Consider the following 15,763-nt stretch of genomic DNA (forward strand, 5'->3'; position numbering starts at 1 on the left):
TAAGATGTTCGGAAAACTAACGCTAAGTGACATTCCATTTGACGTACCAATCGTTATGGTCACCGTTGGCGCTATCATCGTGGGCGGTCTCGCCCTGTTAGCGGCAATTACCTATTTCGGTAAATGGAAATATCTGTGGTCAGAGTGGATTACCTCTGTTGACCATAAAAAACTGGGTATCATGTACATCATCCTTGCGATTGTCATGCTTATCCGTGGCTTTGCCGATGCCATCATGATGCGTAGCCAGCAGGTGCTGGCATCTGAGGGTAGTCCCGGCTTCCTGCCGCCGCACCACTACGACCAGATCTTTACCGCGCACGGCGTAATCATGATCTTCTTCATGGCGATGCCTTTCGTTATCGGTCTAATGAACGTAGTTGTACCGCTACAAATCGGTGCGCGCGACGTTGCTTTCCCGTTCCTGAACAACATCAGCTTCTGGTTCACCGCCGTTGCTGTGGTACTGATCAACATCTCTCTGGGTATTGGTGAGTTCGCACAGACTGGCTGGCTGGCCTATCCGCCGTTGTCAGGTAAGGAATACAGCCCTGGCGTGGGGGTCGACTACTGGATATGGAGTCTACAGATATCCGGTATCGGGACCTTGTTGACCGGCGTTAACTTCTTCACCACTATTCTGAAGATGCGCGCGCCAGGCATGCCTCTGATGAAGATGCCAGTGTTCACCTGGGCCGCGCTGTGTACTAACGTCCTGATCATCATTTCGTTCCCGATCCTGACTGTGACTATTGCACTGCTGACTCTTGACCGCTACGTGGGCACCCATTTCTTCACCAATGATATGGGCGGCAACATGATGATGTACATCAACCTGATTTGGGCCTGGGGCCATCCGGAAGTGTACATTCTGATTCTGCCTGTGTTCGGTGTGTTCTCTGAAGTTACTGCGACCTTCTCCAAGAAACGCCTGTTTGGTTACACCTCATTAGTATGGGCAACCATTGCCATTACTTTGCTGGCGTTCATTGTTTGGCTGCACCACTTCTTCACCATGGGTTCAGGCGCTAACGTCAATGCCTTCTTCGGTATCATGACGATGATCATTTCTATCCCAACAGGGGTAAAAATCTTCAACTGGCTGTTCACCATGTACCAGGGTCGTATTACGCTGAACGCAGCAATGTTGTGGACCATCGGCTTCATCATCACCTTCTCTGTGGGTGGTATGACCGGCGTTCTGCTGGCAGTACCTGGCGCTGACTTCGTATTGCACAACAGTCTGTTCCTGATTGCTCACTTCCATAACGTTATTATCGGCGGTGTGGTATTTGGTTGCTTCGCAGGTCTGACTTACTGGTTCCCTAAATCCTTCGGCTTCACGCTGAACGAGAAATGGGGCGTGCGTGCGTTCTGGTTCTGGATTATCGGTTTCTTCGTTGCCTTTATGCCGCTGTATGCACTGGGCTTTATGGGGATGACCCGTCGTCTGAGCCAAAACATTGACCCGCAGTTCCACACCTTGCTGGTTGTGGCCGCTGGCGGTGCAGCACTGATCGCCTGTGGTATCGCGTGTATCTTCATCATGTTCTACGTTTCTATCCGTGACCGTGAGCAGAACCGTGACCTGACCGGTGACCCGTGGGGTGCACGTACCCTGGAGTGGGCAACCTCTTCTCCTCCTCCGTTCTACAACTTCGCTATCGTGCCACACGTACACGACCGTGATGAGTTCTGGGACATGAAAGAGAAAGGCACTGCTTACAAGAAACCGGCTAAATATGAAAAAATTCATATGCCTAAAAACAGCGGCGCGGGCTTTGTTATCTCCGTGTTCAGCCTGGCCTTCGGTTTCGCAGCAATCTGGGACATGTGGTGGTTAGTCGTCGTTGGCCTGCTTGGCATCGTCATCACCTGGATCTGGAAAAGCTTCGACGAGGATGTTGATTACTACGTTCCAGTTGAAGAAGTTGAACGTATCGAAAACCAACATTATGAAAATATCAGCAAAGCGGGCGTGAAACATGTCAACTGATTCTCTGACTAACCATGCGGCCCATGACGATCATGGGCACCACGATGCGGGTGAGACCAAAGTCTTCGGCTTCTGGATCTACCTGATGAGCGACTGCGTGTTGTTTGCAAGCCTGTTTGCAACCTACGCAGTACTGATGAACGGGACCGCTGGCGGTCCCTCTGGTAAAGACATTTTCGACCTGAAGTTTGTGTTGGTTGAAACCTTCTGCCTGCTGTTAAGTTCTATTACTTACGGCTTCGCAATGCTGAACATGAGCAAAGGTAAAGCAGGCGCCGTTAAAGGCTGGCTGTTCATCACCTTCCTGTTTGGTCTCGGCTTTATCGGGATGGAGCTCACCGAGTTCCACCACCTGATTGTCGAAGGTTACGGCCCGCAGCGCAGTGGTTTCCTGTCTGCATTCTTTACCCTGGTTGCCACGCACGGTCTGCACGTAACCGTCGGTCTGATTTGGATAATCACCATGATTGTTCAAGTTAGCCGCCGCGGTCTGACCGCCGTGAACCAAACGCGCCTGATGTGTCTGAGCCTGTTCTGGCACTTCCTTGACGTAGTCTGGATTTGTGTATTCACCGTTGTCTATCTGTTGGGAGTCCTGTCATGAGTCATTCAGCAACCTCTCACGGCGGTGCAAGCCACGGTAGCGTCAAGTCGTACATGATTGGCTTTGTGCTGTCGGTAATTTTGACGGTTATCCCATTTGCGATGGTAATGAGCGGTACTGCCTCTCACTCACTCATCCTGGGGACAGTCGTTGCGTCGGCAGTAATCCAGATCGTTGTTCACCTGGTGTATTTCCTGCACATGAATACATCATCTGAAGGACGTTGGAACCTGATTGCGTTCCTGTTCACCGCTGTGATTATCTTTATCGTCGTTGTGGGCTCACTGTGGATTATGTATAACCTCAACCTCAATATGATGGTCAGTTAAAAGCCGAGCTGCATGTGATGATTAAGAAATACCTGCAAGTAACTAAGCCAGGAATTATTTTCGGTAATTTAATTTCTGTCGTCGGGGGATTCCTCCTTGCTTCCAAAGGAAGCATCGACTTCCCTCTCTTTCTCGCTGCGTTTGTTGGCGTCTCGTTGGTCGTCGCATCGGGCTGTGTGTTTAACAACTACATAGACCGCGACATTGACAAGGTAATGGAAAGAACGAAGAACCGAGTTCTGGTAAAAGGACTTATACCGCCGAAAACCACCCTGGTTTACGCTACTCTCCTGGGTATTTTAGGCTTTGCGTTGCTGTATGTTGGTGCTAACCCGCTGTCTATGTGGTTAGCAGTGATGGGCTTTGTGGTTTATGTTGGGATTTATAGCCTGTACATGAAACGCAAATCCGTCTACGGCACGCTGATTGGTAGCTTATCCGGCGCTGCGCCGCCGGTTATCGGATACTGTGCCGTCAGCGGCCAGTTCGATACCGGTGCGTTGATCCTGTTACTGATCTTTAGCCTGTGGCAGATGCCGCATTCCTATGCGATTGCCATCTTCCGCTTCAAAGATTATCAGGCAGCGAATATCCCGGTTCTTCCGGTTGTTAAAGGCGTTGCGGTTGCCAAGCATCATATTACGGTCTGGATCCTGGCCTTTATGATTGCCACACTGATGCTGACCCTGAGTGGCTACGCAGGTTATAAATACCTGATTGTTGCAGCAGCGGTAAGCGTTTGGTGGCTGGGCATGGCACTGCGCGGATACAAAACTGAAAATGACATCGTATGGGCAAGAAAGCTGTTTGTTTTCTCCATCGTTGCCATCACGTCACTGAGTGTCATGATGTCTATCGACTTTAACGCGGCAGCACCGAGCAGCTTACTGACCTACGTTTGGTAAGCTCGGCGGTTAACGTCAAATGAGAAATGGCCGGTCTTGACCGGCCATTTTTTTTAAGCTTTTTTAGTCCCCTCTTTACCTGTGCGTTTCGTTGTATAATTAATTTTTCAGCCCTCCTTGAGAAACCTGAAATATCTGCTAAACATCCAGCAATTTACCTGCACACAAAAAAGACACTACAATGTCGTTGTTTGTAATTTTGAGGTAGCAATGAACGATAACCAAATGACCCGTCAGGAAAGTCGGGCGACCTGGGGACTAGGGACAGTATTTTCACTTCGCATGCTCGGCATGTTTATGGTTCTCCCGGTTCTAACCACTTACGGCATGTCATTAGCCGGCGCAAGCGAAACACTCATCGGTATTGCCATCGGTATCTACGGACTGGCCCAGGCCATCTTCCAGATCCCGTTCGGCCTGCTTTCTGACCGCATCGGGCGCAAACCGCTTATCGTATTCGGGCTGCTTATCTTCACCGCCGGTAGCGTGATAGCAGCCAGCACCCACTCTATCTGGGGCGTCATTATCGGACGCGCACTCCAGGGCTCCGGGGCGATAGCCGCTGCCGTGATGGCGCTGATGTCCGACCTGACCCGCGAGCAGAACCGGACCAAAGCAATGGCGTTCATCGGCATCAGCTTCGGGATTACTTTCGCCATTGCGATGGTACTCGGCCCGATCATTACCCATGCCTGGGGCCTGCACGCACTGTTTTGGGCGATTGCGGTTCTGACCCTTTGTGGCATCGTCATTACTCTGACCGTGGTCCCCTCCCCTGCGACTCACCTGCTCAATCGTGAATCGAGCGTGGTGAAAGGCAGCTTCGGCAAGGTGCTGACCAACGGGAAACTGCTGAAACTCAACTTTGGCATCCTTTGCCTGCACATCCTGTTGATGTCGAGCTTCGTGGTCCTACCGCAGGTGATGGAAAAGGCTGGATTCCCACCGAGTGAACACTGGCGCGTCTATCTGGTCACCATGCTGACCTCATTCGTTGCCGTGATCCCGGTTATCATTTACGCCGAGAAAAAGCGCCACATGAAGCAGGTGTTCATGGGCTGCGTCGCGGTGCTGCTGCTGGCAGAGCTGGTGCTGTGGGCTGCCGGTCTTCATCTGTGGGCGATCATTACCGGGATTCAGCTGTTCTTCCTGGCCTTCAACGTGATGGAAGCCATTCTGCCGTCGCTTATCAGTAAGGAATCCCCTGCGGGCTATAAAGGTACCGCGATGGGTCTTTACTCGACGAGCCAGTTTATCGGCGTGGCAATCGGCGGTAGCCTCGGCGGCTTTATCTTCGGTCATGCCGGTGCCGGTGCCGTATTCATGGCCTGTGCGGCGATTGCCGTAGTCTGGTTCTTTGTGAGTGCCACGATGTCTGAACCGCCTTACGTCAGCAGCCTGCGTATTACGCTGTCTGAAGATGTGGCGAAAGACGCAACGCTGGCAACGCGCATGAAATCGCAGCCGGGCGTAGCCGACGTGGTCGTGGTAGCGGAAGAGCTGAGCGCCTACGTGAAGGTGGATACCAAGCAGACAAATCGACAGGCATTAGAGGCGTTCGTTAGCCAGGCCTGATGAGAGATAAAGGGGGGAGCCGCGCTGAAACAGCGTCTCCCCCTTCTACTTTCCCCCGCAGAATAAAGGCGGGGAAAGCCCGTTTTAGTCGCGGAAGTTCTTGAACTGGAACGGCTGTCCCAAATCCCCACCGCGCACCAGCGCCATCACGGCCTGCAAATCATCGCGCGCCTTACCGGTTACGCGAACTTCGTCACCCTGAATCTGCGCCTGAACCTTCAGCTTGCTGTCTTTAATCAGCTTTACAATCTTCTTCGCCAGCGCACTTTCGATGCCGGAATGCAGCTTGGCATCAACGCTGTAGGTTTTGCCGCTGTGGGTCATCTCTTTCGGAATCTCCAACGCACCGCCTTCAATGCTGCGCTTCAGCAAGGCAGCGCGCAGGATGTCTAGCAGCTGCTCAACCTGAAAATCAGAAACGCTGGCAACCTTGATGCTCTCGTCTTTCTCGTTTAACTCGAAGCTGGCTTCGACATTACGAAAATCCCAACGGTTAGCCAGGTCGCGGGTCGCGTTTTCGACCGCGTTGCGAACTTCCTGCATATCAATTTCAGAAACAATATCGAAAGATGGCATTGTCGCTTCTCCCTTAAATTTATTTGTACGTACTCTGCGATGGCAGACATGATACCGTCTTCCCTGAACATTGCCAAAAGCAGGCGACACAAACTGACGTCGTTAGCAGTTTTTAGGACTATTTTAAGCCAATTTGGCGCAGTCCAGCGCTCACGGCTGCGGCAACCAGAATCACCACAATCAACGGCTTTTTACGCCAGGCAAGAAATGCGGCGACCGCCACGCCGACAGGACGGGCATACCCCGCGAATCCGCCCCCCTCATAAAGGGTTGCTACCGCGGCTACCGCCAATAATAACGTCGTCGCCGCGTCGCCAAGCAATGCGTTCGCCCCAGGGGAGAGCGTCAGGCGACTGCCGAGACGAAATCCCGCCAGTCGTAGCAGATAGGTTCCGGTCGCCAACACCGCAATTCCGGCGATAATCAGGCCATGTTCGGTCATTTGTGTCGCCTCCACAGCGCCAGGCCAAACAGTGAAAACAGCACCGGCAGGCCCGCGGGCACCAGCGGCACCGCAGCCAGAGACAACGCCATGCCGGTCAGAGCACGGCGCAGCGTTTGCCGATGTTTAAGTGCCGATGCCGTCAAGGCAACCAGAATGGCGGGGAACACCGCATCGAGGCCAATCACCTTGATATCAGGAATCATTGTGCCGAGGGTTCCACCAATCAATACCCCAAGCGGCCAGCAAACTACGATCCCCAACCCGCAGAGCCAATAGGCGGCACGGCTTTTCGCCGGACTTTTCTGCGACACGCCAAACACCACGCTTTCATCGTTCATGATGTGGCACCCCAGCAGTCGATAGGCCAGCCCTTGACGCGCTGCGTCCTCACTGTCAATCAAATCTTTTACCGCCATGCCAAACGGCAGATGACGCGCATTGACTAAGAGCCCGGCCGCCGCTGCCGCAAACGGGCTACCGCCGCCCGCGACGATACTGATAAACAGAAACTCCGAGGCACCGGCCAGCACCAACAGCGACAGCGTCATTGGCACCCACAGCGGGAAACCAACGGCCGTCGCCATCGAGCCATAAGAAATGCCAACAATTCCGTCGGCCAGACACACCAGTGCAATGGCCTTGATAACATCACCGCCCAGCGGTGAAATCCAGCTAACACGCATCATACCTATCCCATATCGAACGCGAAGGCTGTTATAATGAACAATTCACAGCAAACTTACAAGACGAACGATCGTTCGATATAAAAAACACCGGTGGCCACTATGACGCAACCCATCAGCATTATTGCCAAAGCACTCGTACGCGAACGCCAGCGCACCGGCCTGTCGCTGGCCGAGATCTCTCGCCGCGCCGGGATAGCAAAATCCACGCTGTCACAGCTGGAGTCAGGGAACGGCAATCCCAGCATCGAGACCCTGTGGTCCCTGTGCGTGGCGTTGGATATTCCCTTCGCCCGCTTGATGGAACAGGAAGTCAGCACTTCGCAAGTGATTCGTTTTGGCGAAGGACCGTCGGTGACCGCAGAGATGGCGCATTACAAGGCGATACTCTTAGCCACCTGCCCACCGGGTGCGAGAAGAGATATCTATCAACTGATCACCCAGCCGGGTGAAGACCGCCATTCGCATCCGCACTCTCCCGGCTCGATTGAACATCTGATCGTGACTCAGGGCCGGGCGCTGGTTGGCCCAACCGATTCAGCTACCGAACTGAATCCCGGCGACTATATCTGTTACCCAGGCGATCAACCTCACGTTTTCAAAGCGTTAGAACCCAACACCCATGCCATCCTCATCTCCGAGCAGAATTAATGTTTGCAGCAAAAGTGTGACCTGGCCCACAAAAGACTATACTTGAGGTATAGATTTAACGTTTTGGCAACATTCCAACGTCTCTTTTGATTTTGGGACACTGTCTGTACTCCGGTAGATTTTGTGTGGCGGCAAGGCGGCGGCGCGAAAGCTGCGGGGGTAAATAGGAGCAAAGATGAAGATTAGTGTTTTGGGGTGTGGCGCGCTGGGCCAACTCTGGCTCTCGACGCTGTACCAGCAGGGGCACGACGTGCAAGGATGGGTACGCATTCCACAACCGTTCTGCGCCGTCAACGTCATCTCTCCCGACGGCACCGCGTTCAATCGTAATTTGCCGACCAACGATCCCCAGCATTTAGCCGACAGCGAGTTGCTTATCGTGACGCTGAAAGCCTGGCAGGTATCCAGCGCGCTCGGTACGCTGCTGCCAAAGCTCAACGAAAACTGCAGCGTACTGCTGCTGCACAACGGTATGGGAACCGTCGATGAACTCCCAGCACATCGCCAGCCGATTCTACTGGGAGCGACGACCCACGCGGCGCGACACGAAGGAAATGCGATTATTCACGTCGCGGCGGGCATCACGCATATCGGTCCGGCAAATCAGCGCGGTGCGGGGGCAAGCTACCTGGCCGATCCTCTGCACAGCGCCCTGCCTGACGTCGCGTGGCACGACAATATTCTGCCGTCACTGTGGAATAAACTGGCGGTAAACTGCGTGATCAATCCTTTGACTGCGGTGTATAACTGTACCAACGGCGACCTCATAGCGCACGGTGAGATGATTGAAAGCATCTGCGGTGAAGTGGCAGAAGTCATGGCAATTGAAGGCTATCAGACCCACAAAGAGTCGCTGCTGAGCTATGTTTATCAGGTTATCGATACTACCTCGGCCAACCATTCCTCGATGTTGCAGGACATTCGCACCCAACGTCACACCGAGGTTGACTACATCACCGGTTACGTTTTGCGTCGTGGTCGCAGCCACGGTTTGCAGCTGCCGATGAACAATAAATTATTCGAAATGATTAAAAGAAAGGAAAGTGATTATGAGCGTTTCGGCTCTGGTATGTCTGGCACCTGGCAGTGAAGAACTGGAAGCCGTCACCGCGATAGACCTGCTGGTTCGCGCCGGGGTTAACGTCACCACCGCCAGCGTGGCGGGTGATGGCAACCTTGAGATCCGCTGTTCGCGCGGCGTGAAAATCCTCGCCGACGTCGCACTGGTTGACGTCGCAGACGAAGAATTTGACGCCATCGTGCTGCCCGGTGGCCTGAAAGGTGCAGAATGTTTTCGCGACAGTCCGCTGCTGGTCGAAAAGGTACGCCACGTTAACGTCACCGGAAAACTGGTTGCCGCTATCTGCGCCGCACCCGCGCTGGTGCTGGAATATCATGACCTTTTCCCGGTCGGCAATATGACCGGTTTCCCCGGCCTGAAGGACAAGGTGTCACCTGATAAGTGGATGGATAAACGCGTAATGTTCGACCCGCGCGTCAACCTGCTGACCAGCCAGGGGCCGGGCACGTCGATCGAATTCGCGCTTAAAATGATTGACTTGCTGATGGGCAAAGCTAAAGCCGCCGAGGTCGCCTCGCAGTTGGTGCTTTACCCGGGTGTACACAACTATCAAGACTGAATCTTGATCCGCAGCGCCATGCTCTGGCGCTGCGGATTAACTGATTTTGAGGATTGAGCGAAAGATAAAAGCGACTCAATATAAAGGGATTATAATTATCTCTTTTCAAGAGGTTATCGTGATGATTATCCCCCCTATTCTCCCCTCCTCTTTGCCGGACTGCCCCAATCCTCCAGGCTATTTTAATTCCGAGATAGCTCAGACGTGCATCCTGATGACCGCCAGAATCGACGGACTGTATCTCAGCATGGCGGCCATACACAGCAACACACAAAACCTTCAGAAAAAATGCACCCGCGCGAAAGAGGTGCTGAAAAACATCGAAATTGTTGCCTGCAAAAACAATTTGCTTGCGACATCTAGCTGGGGCACAAAACTGGTCAAAAAGATTGATAGCGTGAGTAGAGAAGCCTACATGCTGGGCCAAAATGAAGCGCTAATACAGGAATTTACCGAAGTTTCTAACGCTCTTATGTGGTGCTACGTGGATCTGATTAAGCAGCAAATTTGGCCTGATACTGCCATAGAGTAGAAACATAAACCGGTTAACGGGAGCGCCATCACAATCAATAGTCTTCTCCGTTGCAGTAAGTCTGGCGGTTGATATCATTTTATTTCCAAATGTTTCGAAATTTAAAGCATCTTTTAAACACGATAGGGAAATAAAACGTGATAAAACTGACCTCTGCCCTGTTAATCAGTCTGGTACTGACCGGCTACGTGCAGGCCGCTGACAAGCATTATCTGACGCTGCAAGACACCGCCGACAGCGTGCAGCTACTCCCGCCGCCTCCGGCCTTTGACAGCGTGGCCTTCCAGGCCGATAAAGCTGCCTACGAGCAGGGCAAATACCTGCGTAACACCCCACGCGGCACACAAGCCTACAGCGACGCCGACTCGTCGGCCGATAACGTCACCAAAAACTTCTCCACCCCGTTCGGCTTCGAGATAACCGAGCAGAATACCCCGGCAATCTATGAGCTCATCGCCACCATGAAGGAAGACGCCGGAGACTATGCCACCAAATCCGCCAAGGAAAAATATAACCGTATTCGTCCTTTCGCCTTCTTCCACGAACCTACCTGCCGCCCGGATGATGAAAGCAAGCTCGCCAAGAACGGATCCTACCCGTCAGGCCATACCGCCATCGGCTGGTCGATTGCGTTGGTGCTGGCAGAAATTAATCCAACGCGCCAAAACGAGATCCTCAAACGTGGCTTCGAACTGGGCCAAAGCCGCGTGATTTGCGGCTATCACTGGCAGAGTGACGTCGATGCGGCGCGCGTCGTGTCGTCGGCGGTCGTCGCCCGACTGCACAACAACCCACAGTTCGTCAGCCAGCTGGCGAAAGCTAAAGAAGAAATCGCCAAACTGCGGCAAAACGCAAAGTAACCCTGCCCGGGACCGGATTGCTAAAATCTGCGCATAAAAAAGGGATTGCCACGGCAATCCCTTTTTCTACCTCGTTATCGCACTCAGCGCTGATGGCCTATGGACGATAAACCTTCACATTTTTATAGCCCTGCTCGTGCAGATAAAGCGCCTGTAGGCGGCTCATCACCCCACGATCGCAGTAAAGCAGGTAGGTCTTACTCTGGTCGAGCGAGCCAAAAGCGCCGCCGAGTTTGTAGAACGGAAGCACCGCTGTTTCAACCCCTTCAAGCTGCAGCGGATTCTCTTCCTGTTCGTCCGGTGCTCGGATATCCAGCACGACGTCGGTCGCGGCAAAATCGGCCACGGTTTCGACTTCGGCCACTTCCTGCTGCGACTCTTCGGCAATGGTGCGAATATCCTGATTCTTGGCTTCGGAAATGACTTTTTCCAGAATCGAGAAATCAAATAGCGCTTCTTCGGCTTCGATTTTTGCTTTAATCGCTTTTACGGTCGGGCTTTTGGAAATCACGCCGCAGTATTCAGGCATGGTTTTCGCAAAGTCCTCGGTGCCGATTTCGCGGGCGATATCGATGATGTGCTGCTTGTCATGAGAAATTAGCGGGCGCAGGATAAGGGTATCGGTCGCGTTATCGATCAGTCGCAGGTTGGACAACGTTTGGCTTGATACCTGGCCAAGTGCTTCCCCTGTCACCAAGGCCTGCACACCGTAGCGCTCGGCAATGGCAGAGGCGGCGCGAACCATCATACGCTTGAGCACGACGCCCATCTGACCGTCTTCGATCTTTTCGAGGATTTCGCCAACCACCGGTTCGAAATCGATAGAGATAAAGCGTACGCGGTGCGAGCTGCCGAAGCGGTTCCACAGATAATAAGCGACCTGTTTCACACCGATTTCATGCGCGGAACCGCCCAGATTAAAGAAGCAGTAATGCACGCGGCTGCCGCGACGCATCAGCATGTAGCTAGAGACGCCGGAGTCAAAGCCACCGGAAATCAGTGACATGACGTCTTCCTGCGTGCCGATAGGGTATCCGCTCAGGCCCTGATAGCGGCGCTTGATAAGCACCAGCTGGTCATCGTTGATTTCGAGCTTAACGGTGACTTGCGGGCTGGTCAGATCAACCTTGGCCGACGCGATATGCTGATTCAGGCCGCCGCCGACGTAGCGCTCTACGTCGCCAGAGCTGAAACTGTGCTTGCCACGACGTTTAACGCGCACGCAGAAGGTTTTACCTTCGAGCTCTTCGCGGTAGGCTTCCAGCGTCTGCTCGAAAATATGGTGAACATCATTAAACGGGCGGTCTTCGACCTCCAGTACGTGATGGATACCGGGAATGCGGCAGAGCAATTCAACAATCTGGTCATGTTTGCTTTCGTCTTTGCTGCGAACTTCGATATGATCCCAGTGGCGCACGACGGCCAGGGTCTCATCGCTGCTCTTCACAACGTTACGAATGCTGCTTGCAAGTATCTTAATGAAGCGCAAACGCACAGATTGGCTCTTGATGGTGATTTCTGGGAACAATTTAATGATAAACTTCATGGCATTCTTTTGTTAGCGGGTGAGAATACTGGGTCGTAAGTGTGAGAATAAGGATCTAGAATCAACTATTGGTAAACGTATGATTCACGAATACTGCGCTTACCAATATATTCTGCGGCGCGGAGTATAGCACTTTAATCGGGTACTTTGCGCGCAAAAGGATGCATCATAATAGCTGGTTACCTGCGCCGACGTTATCATAGGGATATCCTACGGCTCCCAGACCTTCGATATTGAAAGAGAATTATGCCAAAAAAAGCTGCACCACCTGCCAATTTCGAAACTGCATTGGCTGAACTTGAACAAATCGTCGCTCGCCTTGAATCAGGAGAACTTCCGCTGGAGGACGCGCTGAATGAGTTTGAACAGGGCGTACAGCTTGCCCGTCAGGGACAACAAAAGTTACAGCAGGCAGAGCAGCGCGTGCAGATCCTGCTCGACAGCGATAACGATGCCCCTTTGCAACCTTTTACACCGGAAGCTGAGTAATTCCTGATGTCCCAAATAGAACAACAAAGCGAAGCGAAAAGCTTCAGTCATCAGCTCCGTGAGCTGCAAAAGCGTGTCGATGGCGTTCTTGAAGGCTATGTCGCCGAACTGCCATTTTCCGACACGCCGCTGGTTGCCGCGATGCACCATGGTTCATTGCTGGGTGGAAAGCGCCTGCGTCCTTATTTAGTGTATGCCAGCGGACAACTTTTTGGCCTGCAATTAACCAGCCTGGACGCGCCTGCCGCTGCCATCGAATGCATTCACGCTTATTCACTCATTCACGATGACCTGCCTGCGATGGACGACGACGACCTGCGTCGCGGCCAGCCGACCTGCCACGTGAAATTCGGTGAAGCCAATGCCATTTTGGCCGGTGATGCCCTGCAAACGCTGGCGTTTTCGATTCTGGCCGACGTAGAGATGCCCGAGGTCGCGGTGAGCGATCGCTTGTCGATGATCTCCGAACTGGCGCGCGCCAGCGGCGTAGCGGGCATGTGTGCGGGTCAGGCCTTAGACCTCGAGGCCGAAGGCAAGCAGGTTGATTTACAGGCGCTGGAGCGTATCCATCGCCATAAAACCGGCGCGCTCATTCGCGCCGCCGTTCGCATCGGCGCTCTGGCAGCCGGTGCTCGCGGTCGAGCTGCGCTACCGCTGCTTGACCGTTACGCCGAGGCCATCGGTCTCGCCTTCCAGGTTCAGGACGATATTCTGGATGTCATTGGTGATACCCACACGCTGGGCAAGCGTCAGGGTGCAGATCAACAGCTTGGTAAAAGTACTTATCCCGCCCTGCTTGGGCTGGAAGGCGCACAGACCAAAGCCAAAGACCTTTATCAGGAAGCCGTTGCCGCCCTGGACGAGCTGGCCACACATTCTTACAACACGGCCCCATTGCTGGCATTAGCCCGCTTTGTTATTGAGCGTGACAGCTGATTGCCCGTAAACCGCTGTCGTCGCGATATTTCCATACTGCTTGGATGAGCCTCTTATATGAGTAACCAATGAGTCTTGATATAGCCAAATACCCCATGCTGGCACTGGCGGAGAACCCCGAAGAACTCCGCTCGCTTCCGAAAGAAAGCTTACCGAAGCTCTGTGACGAGCTGCGCCAGTACCTGCTGGACAGCGTGAGCAAGTCGAGCGGCCACTTTGCGTCCGGTCTCGGCGTCGTAGAGCTGACTGTCGCCATGCACTACGTCTACAACACCCCTTTCGACCATCTGGTTTGGGACGTAGGCCATCAGGCCTATCCCCATAAAATTCTGACCGGCCGTCGCGACAAGATTTCGACCATCCGCCAGAAAGAGGGTCTGCACCCGTTCCCGTGGCGCAGCGAGAGTGAGTACGACGTACTGTCGGTCGGCCACTCCTCAACCTCCATTAGCGCGGGGCTCGGCATGGCCGTTGCCGCCGAACGCGAAGGTAAAGGCCGTCGAACGATCTGTGTTATTGGTGACGGTGCCATCACCGCCGGTATGGCCTTCGAAGCGATGAACCACGCCGGAGATATCAAATCTGACATGCTGGTTGTGCTTAACGATAACGAAATGTCGATTTCCGAAAACGTTGGCGCACTGAACAACCACCTGGCGCAGCTGCTGTCGGGCAAGCTCTATTCGCGCCTGCGCGAAGGCGGAAAAAAGGTGCTGTCGGGTGTTCCACCTATCAAGGAGCTCATCCGTCGTACCGAAGAGCACCTGAAAGGCATGGTCGTGCCGGGTACGCTGTTTGAAGAGCTGGGCTTTAACTACATCGGACCGGTTGACGGCCACGACGTGGTGGCGTTGACCCAGACGCTGAAAAACATGCGCGACCTGCAAGGCCCTCAGCTGCTGCACGTCATGACCCGCAAGGGCAAAGGCTATGCGCCAGCCGAGAATGACCCCATCAGCTTCCATGCGGTACCGAAATTCGACCCGGCCAGCGGAACGCTGCCTAAGAGCAAAGAAGGCCTGCCGAGCTATTCGAAAGTCTTCGGCGACTGGCTGTGTGAAACGGCCGCCGGAGACAGCAAGCTGATGGCCGTCACGCCTGCGATGCGCGAAGGCTCAGGCATGGTCAAATTCTCCAAGACCTATCCGCAGCAATATTTTGACGTGGCGATCGCCGAGCAACACGCGGTGACTTTCGCGGCAGGTCTGGCCATCGGCGGCTACAAACCGGTGGTGGCGATTTATTCGACCTTCTTGCAACGTGGCTACGATCAGGTGATCCACGACGTCGCTATCCAGAATCTGCCGGTGCTGTTCGCCATCGACCGCGGCGGCATTGTCGGCGCAGACGGACAAACCCATCAGGGCGCATTCGACCTGTCGTTCCTACGCTGCATCCCGAATATGATAATCATGACGCCAAGCGATGAGAACGAGTGCCGTCAGATGCTGCACACTGGTTACCACCACCAGCAGGGTCCGGTCGCGGTGCGTTATCCGCGCGGTACCGGCACCGGTGCAACCTGTGAGCCGCTGGCCTCGCTGCCTATCGGTAAGGGCGTGGTTCGCCGTGAGGGTGAGAAGATTGCCATTCTCAACTTCGGTACCCTTTTGCCGGAGGCGCGAGAAGCCGCAGAGCAGCTTAACGCTACGCTGGTCGATATGCGCTTCGTCAAACCACTGGATAACGAACTCATCCTTTCTCTGGCTGCCAGCCACGATTCACTGGTGACCGTAGAAGAGAACGCTATCATGGGCGGTGCGGGCAGCGGCGTTAACGAACTGCTAATGTCTAAACGTGTCTGTGTCCCGGTGCTGAACATCGGTCTGCCTGACCTGTTTGTGCCGCAGGGTACGCAGGAAGAGATCCGCAGCGACCTCGGTCTCGATGCCGCAGGCATTGTGCGCCAGATAAACGACTGGCTCGCCTGATAACTCCCCGCTAATAGGCCGTCATCCTCCCCCTTTTTCTTTAGCAAAAAGGGGGATTTACCTTC

17 protein-coding genes are annotated in these 15,763 nt (G+C 53.8%); 13 read left to right on the plus strand and 4 right to left on the minus strand.

Features of this window, described 5'->3' with window-relative positions:
• The first annotated feature begins 4 nt into the window (after nt 1–4).
• The 5 genes from cyoB (at nt 5) to O1V65_RS14285 (ending at nt 5,409) form a co-directional block, all read left to right on the plus strand.
• Entirely contained in the window at nt 5–1,996 is a 1,992-nt protein-coding gene (gene cyoB, locus O1V65_RS14265; RefSeq protein ID WP_017489809.1) for a cytochrome o ubiquinol oxidase subunit I, read from the plus strand.
• The gene (locus tag O1V65_RS14270; RefSeq protein WP_017489810.1) at nt 1,986–2,600 is read left to right on the plus strand and encodes a cytochrome o ubiquinol oxidase subunit III; all 615 of its coding nucleotides are present in this window, start codon (nt 1,986–1,988) and stop codon (nt 2,598–2,600) included. The genes cyoB and O1V65_RS14270 overlap by 11 nt, the downstream gene beginning before the upstream one ends.
• Nucleotides 2,597–2,929 (plus strand): cytochrome o ubiquinol oxidase subunit IV, encoded by a 333-nt coding sequence (locus O1V65_RS14275; protein WP_017489811.1) that lies wholly within the window; start codon nt 2,597–2,599, stop codon nt 2,927–2,929. Before O1V65_RS14270 ends, O1V65_RS14275 begins: the two co-directional genes overlap by 4 nt.
• Nucleotides 2,930–2,946: 17 nt before the next feature.
• Nucleotides 2,947–3,834 carry a heme o synthase gene (cyoE, locus tag O1V65_RS14280; RefSeq protein WP_017489812.1) on the plus strand — a complete coding sequence of 296 codons (888 nt, stop codon included), beginning with the start codon at nt 2,947–2,949 and terminating at the stop codon, nt 3,832–3,834.
• 144 nt (nt 3,835–3,978) lie between these two features.
• A complete protein-coding gene (locus O1V65_RS14285; RefSeq protein ID WP_225741563.1) occupies nt 3,979–5,409 on the plus strand; it encodes an MFS transporter in 1,431 nt (476 codons plus the stop codon).
• Between the two features lie 84 nt (nt 5,410–5,493).
• Here O1V65_RS14285 and O1V65_RS14290 read toward each other — a convergent pair whose 3' ends face one another.
• From O1V65_RS14290 to O1V65_RS14300, 3 genes are all read right to left on the minus strand, one after another.
• A complete protein-coding gene (locus O1V65_RS14290; RefSeq protein ID WP_017489814.1) occupies nt 5,494–5,985 on the minus strand; it encodes a YajQ family cyclic di-GMP-binding protein in 492 nt (163 codons plus the stop codon).
• 118 nt (nt 5,986–6,103) lie between these two features.
• On the minus strand, nt 6,104–6,427 hold the full coding sequence (locus O1V65_RS14295) for an AzlD domain-containing protein (protein ID WP_017489815.1): 324 nt from the start codon (nt 6,425–6,427) through the stop codon (nt 6,104–6,106).
• On the minus strand, nt 6,424–7,113 hold the full coding sequence (locus tag O1V65_RS14300; protein ID WP_084912007.1) for an AzlC family ABC transporter permease: 690 nt from the start codon (nt 7,111–7,113) through the stop codon (nt 6,424–6,426). Before O1V65_RS14300 ends, O1V65_RS14295 begins: the two co-directional genes overlap by 4 nt.
• A gap of 102 nt (nt 7,114–7,215) precedes the next feature.
• On the opposite strand from O1V65_RS14300, the gene O1V65_RS14305 reads away from it, so the two are divergent.
• The 5 genes from O1V65_RS14305 (at nt 7,216) to O1V65_RS14325 (ending at nt 10,796) form a co-directional block, all read left to right on the plus strand.
• Nucleotides 7,216–7,764, plus strand: coding sequence for a helix-turn-helix domain-containing protein (locus O1V65_RS14305; RefSeq protein ID WP_017489817.1), 549 nt, complete (start codon nt 7,216–7,218; stop codon nt 7,762–7,764).
• Nucleotides 7,765–7,939: 175 nt separating this feature from the next.
• Nucleotides 7,940–8,854 (plus strand): 2-dehydropantoate 2-reductase, encoded by a 915-nt coding sequence (panE, locus tag O1V65_RS14310; protein ID WP_017489818.1) that lies wholly within the window; start codon nt 7,940–7,942, stop codon nt 8,852–8,854.
• Nucleotides 8,814–9,404, plus strand: a complete 591-nt coding sequence (gene yajL, locus O1V65_RS14315) for a protein deglycase YajL (protein WP_017489819.1) — start codon at nt 8,814–8,816, stop codon at nt 9,402–9,404. The genes panE and yajL overlap by 41 nt, the downstream gene beginning before the upstream one ends.
• Nucleotides 9,405–9,522: 118 nt before the next feature.
• Nucleotides 9,523–9,936 carry a hypothetical protein gene (locus O1V65_RS14320; protein ID WP_165429743.1) on the plus strand — a complete coding sequence of 138 codons (414 nt, stop codon included), beginning with the start codon at nt 9,523–9,525 and terminating at the stop codon, nt 9,934–9,936.
• A 140-nt stretch (nt 9,937–10,076) separates the two neighbouring features.
• On the plus strand, nt 10,077–10,796 hold the full coding sequence (locus tag O1V65_RS14325; RefSeq protein ID WP_420066655.1) for an acid phosphatase: 720 nt from the start codon (nt 10,077–10,079) through the stop codon (nt 10,794–10,796).
• A 97-nt stretch (nt 10,797–10,893) separates the two neighbouring features.
• Here O1V65_RS14325 and thiI read toward each other — a convergent pair whose 3' ends face one another.
• The gene (thiI, locus tag O1V65_RS14330; RefSeq protein ID WP_017489822.1) at nt 10,894–12,342 is read right to left on the minus strand and encodes a tRNA uracil 4-sulfurtransferase ThiI; all 1,449 of its coding nucleotides are present in this window, start codon (nt 12,340–12,342) and stop codon (nt 10,894–10,896) included.
• A gap of 246 nt (nt 12,343–12,588) precedes the next feature.
• Between thiI and xseB the strand changes: the two genes are divergently transcribed.
• The 3 genes from xseB to dxs all read left to right on the plus strand — a co-directional run bounded on the left by xseB (nt 12,589) and on the right by dxs (nt 15,698).
• A complete protein-coding gene (gene xseB / locus O1V65_RS14335) occupies nt 12,589–12,831 on the plus strand; it encodes an exodeoxyribonuclease VII small subunit (protein WP_009638651.1) in 243 nt (80 codons plus the stop codon).
• Between the two features lie 6 nt (nt 12,832–12,837).
• Nucleotides 12,838–13,767 carry a (2E,6E)-farnesyl diphosphate synthase gene (gene ispA / locus O1V65_RS14340; RefSeq protein ID WP_017489823.1) on the plus strand — a complete coding sequence of 310 codons (930 nt, stop codon included), beginning with the start codon at nt 12,838–12,840 and terminating at the stop codon, nt 13,765–13,767.
• Between the two features lie 68 nt (nt 13,768–13,835).
• Complete coding sequence (gene dxs / locus O1V65_RS14345) at nt 13,836–15,698, plus strand: 1-deoxy-D-xylulose-5-phosphate synthase (protein ID WP_026110244.1); 1,863 nt, start codon at nt 13,836–13,838, stop codon at nt 15,696–15,698.
• Nucleotides 15,699–15,763: the final 65 nt, after the last annotated feature.

This window comes from Rouxiella badensis, from assembly GCF_026967515.2.
GTDB classification, from domain to species: Bacteria; Pseudomonadota; Gammaproteobacteria; order Enterobacterales; family Enterobacteriaceae; genus Rouxiella; species Rouxiella badensis.